A 2994-nucleotide genomic window follows, 5' to 3' on the forward strand; every position below is an offset into this window, starting at 1 on the left:
CGCAGGTCCCGCTCGAGCGGGATGCCACGGTGGGTCAGCGGCGCCTGCGCCAGCGGCAACGACATGTGTCTCCCCTCGAAGTCTCTCGACGTCAAGACTATGTCGTGAGACGCGTGCGGGTCGCACCGACCTCCTGCCTACTCTTGACGACGTGCTGACCATCCCCCAGGAGATCCGCGACGCGATCGTGGCGCACGCCAAGCGCGACCACCCCGACGAGGCGTGCGGTGTCGTCGCAGGCCCCGAGGGCACCGACCGCGCCGAGCGGTTCATCCCGATGGTCAACGCCGCCGGCAGCCCGACGTTCTACGAGTTCGACTCCTCCGAGCTGCTGGCGCTCTACAAGGACATGGACGCGCGCGACGAGGAGCCGGTGGTCATCTACCACTCCCACACCGCCACCGAGGCCTACCCCAGCCGCACCGACATCGGCCTCGCCAGTGAGCCCGACGCCCACTACGTGCTCGTCAGCACACGCGAGCACGGGAATACCGACGGCCCGGTGGAGTTCAGGTCCTACAGAATCATCGACGGAGTCGTGACCGAGGAAGAGGTCACGACCACGCCTCCCCAGCAAACCCAGGAAGAGAGCACCCCCTGATGGCCATCGAGGTCCGGATCCCCACCATCCTGCGCACCTACACCGACGGCGCCAAGGCCGTGGACGGCACGGGCGGCACGCTGTCCGCGCTGATCGACGACCTCGAGGGCAACCACCCCGGGATCAAGGACCGCCTGGTCGAGGACAAGGCCGGCTCGATCGACCTGCGCCGCTTCGTCAACGTCTACATCAACGACGAGGACGTCCGCTTCATCGGCGGACTCGACGCCGAGCTCTCCGACGGCGACCAGGTCGTCGTGCTCCCCGCCGTCGCCGGCGGGTGAGCCCCGGTCCGGCCTGATCCCATGACGCGCTACGACGACCTGCTCGCCTCCGTCGGCAACACCCCGCTCGTGGGGCTGCCGCGGCTCTCGCCCAGCCCCGACGTACGCCTCTGGGCCAAGCTGGAGGACCGCAACCCGACGGGCTCGATCAAGGACCGCCCGGCCCTGAAGATGATCGAGCAGGCAGAGAAGGACGGCACCCTGCGGCCGGGGTGCACGATCCTCGAGCCGACCAGCGGCAACACCGGCATCTCGCTCGCGATGGCGGCCAAGCTCAAGGGCTACCGCATCGTCTGCGTGATGCCGGAGAACACCTCCGTGGAGCGCCGTCAGCTGTTGCAGATGTGGGGGGCCGAGATCGTGTCCTCGCCCGCCGCCGGCGGGAGCAACGAGGCCGTCCGCGTCGCGAAGCAGGTCGCGGGGGAGCACCCCGACTGGGTGATGCTCTACCAGTACGGCAACGAGGCCAACGCCCTCGCCCACGAGGAGGGCACCGGCCCGGAGATCCTCGCCGACCTCCCCGGCATCACCCACTTCGTCGCGGGGCTCGGCACGACCGGGACGCTCATGGGCGTCTCCCGCTTCTTCCGGGGCGCCAAGCCCGACGTGCGGATCGTGGCGGCCGAGCCGCGCTACGGCGAGCTCGTCTACGGCCTCCGCAACCTGGACGAGGGCTTCGTCCCGGAGCTCTACGACGCCTCGCTGATCGACTCGCGCTTCAGCGTCGGCCCGCGCGACGCCGTACGCCGCGTGCGCGAGCTGCTCGAGCTCGAGGGCATCTTCGCCGGCATCTCGACCGGAGCGATCCTCCACGCCGCGCTCGGCCAGGCCGCGAAGGCGGTGAAGGCCGGGGAACGTGCCGACATCGCCTTCGTCGTGTGCGACGGCGGGTGGAAGTACCTCTCGACCGGTGCCTACGAGGGCACGATCGACGAGGCCGAGGACAGGCTCGACGGACAGCTCTGGGCCTGATGCCGGGCCCTCCAGGGGCCTAGGCTGGCCGGATGGACCGAGCGCCCCGTCTCGTGAGACTCCTCGCGGTGGTGGCGCCGCTCGTCCTGGTGCTCCCGGCTGTTCCGTCCCACGCCACGGGGGAGGACGCCGGCGAGCACCGGCGCGCGACCCGCTCGCCGACGCAGCCGACCGTGGAGGCGTACGCCGTCCCGGTGAGCCGCCGCGTGACCTACTCGGTCACCACCCGCGGGCGGGTGACGGCGTCGATGAAGGTCTTCCGCCTTCAGGCGCAGGAGACCTTCGACGACCCGCGCGGCTGGCGCGCCGCCGGTGTCCAGTTCCGCCGGGTGCGCCGCGGCGGCGACTTCACGCTCGTGCTCGCGGCGGCCGCCACCCTCCCGTCGTTCTCCTCGGGGTGCTCGGTGAGGTGGTCGTGCCGCGTGGGTCGGCACGTGGTGATCAACCAGCTGCGGTGGAGGCGGGCCTCGCCGGCCTGGAACCGTGCTGGACGGTCGGTGCGCGCCTACCGGCACCTGGTCGTCAACCACGAGACCGGCCACTGGCTGGGGCGCGGGCACACCGGGTGCCACCGGCGCGGTCGGGCCCCGGTGATGATGCAGCAGTCCAAGGGCACCGGCAGGTGCTGGTTCAACCCCTGGCCGCTGCCCTGGGAGGCGGCGGCGGTCAGGCGGCGCTGAACGTCATCGGGCGTTGGCGGCGATGACCAGGGTGGTGGTCGACGGTGTGCCCACCACGACGTTGCCGGAGGTCCCGGTGAGGGTGATCAGCACGGTCTCGCGCCCCTCGGTGACCCGGTCGTCGAGGACCTGGACGGGGACGTAGCGCTCGGTCTGTCCGGCCGCGAAGGTCACCTGTCCGGTGCCGGCCACGAAGTCCTCGCCAGCGGTGGCGGTGCCGGCCTGCACGGTCCAGGACACGTCGACGGTCGCGGCGACGGGAGACTGCAACCGCACCGGCACCCACGCCGTGCGGGCACGCTCCTCGGTGCGCTGCCGGATGCCACCGAGTCGCACCTCGTTGCTGCTCAGCCACTGGGTCCGCCGCAGCAGCCAGTCGGCGAGGAACGCGACCTCGGCCTGCCGGTCGTGGCCGTGGTGGGTCCACTCCAGGTCGCCCGAGGCGTGCCACTGGGCC

The 2994-nt window shown here is 71.4% G+C and carries 5 protein-coding genes; 4 read left to right on the plus strand and 1 reads right to left on the minus strand.

The annotated features are described in order from the left end of the window. The first annotated feature begins 151 nt into the window (after positions 1-151). Genes VFZ39_RS17800 through VFZ39_RS17815 form a run of 4 tightly spaced genes read left to right on the plus strand, consistent with a single transcriptional unit; the run spans position 152 to position 2537 of the window. Positions 152-601 carry a M67 family metallopeptidase gene (locus VFZ39_RS17800; RefSeq protein ID WP_349256906.1) on the plus strand — a complete coding sequence of 150 codons (450 nt, stop codon included), beginning with the start codon at positions 152-154 and terminating at the stop codon, positions 599-601. Beyond that, the gene (locus tag VFZ39_RS17805) at positions 601-885 is read left to right on the plus strand and encodes a MoaD/ThiS family protein (RefSeq protein ID WP_330867133.1); all 285 of its coding nucleotides are present in this window, start codon (positions 601-603) and stop codon (positions 883-885) included. The genes VFZ39_RS17800 and VFZ39_RS17805 overlap by 1 nt, the downstream gene beginning before the upstream one ends. A gap of 21 nt (positions 886-906) precedes the next feature. Beyond that, the gene (locus VFZ39_RS17810) at positions 907-1857 is read left to right on the plus strand and encodes a cysteine synthase (RefSeq protein WP_330867134.1); all 951 of its coding nucleotides are present in this window, start codon (positions 907-909) and stop codon (positions 1855-1857) included. A gap of 32 nt (positions 1858-1889) precedes the next feature. Then, positions 1890-2537, plus strand: coding sequence for a DUF3152 domain-containing protein (locus VFZ39_RS17815; RefSeq protein WP_330867135.1), 648 nt, complete (start codon positions 1890-1892; stop codon positions 2535-2537). Positions 2538-2540: 3 nt separating this feature from the next. Here VFZ39_RS17815 and VFZ39_RS17820 read toward each other — a convergent pair. Then, on the minus strand, positions 2541-2994 hold a 454-nt coding region (locus VFZ39_RS17820), incomplete at its 5' end, for a Calx-beta domain-containing protein (protein WP_330867136.1).

Source organism: Nocardioides sp. (genome assembly GCF_036374615.1).
GTDB lineage: Bacteria > Actinomycetota > Actinomycetes > Propionibacteriales > Nocardioidaceae > Nocardioides.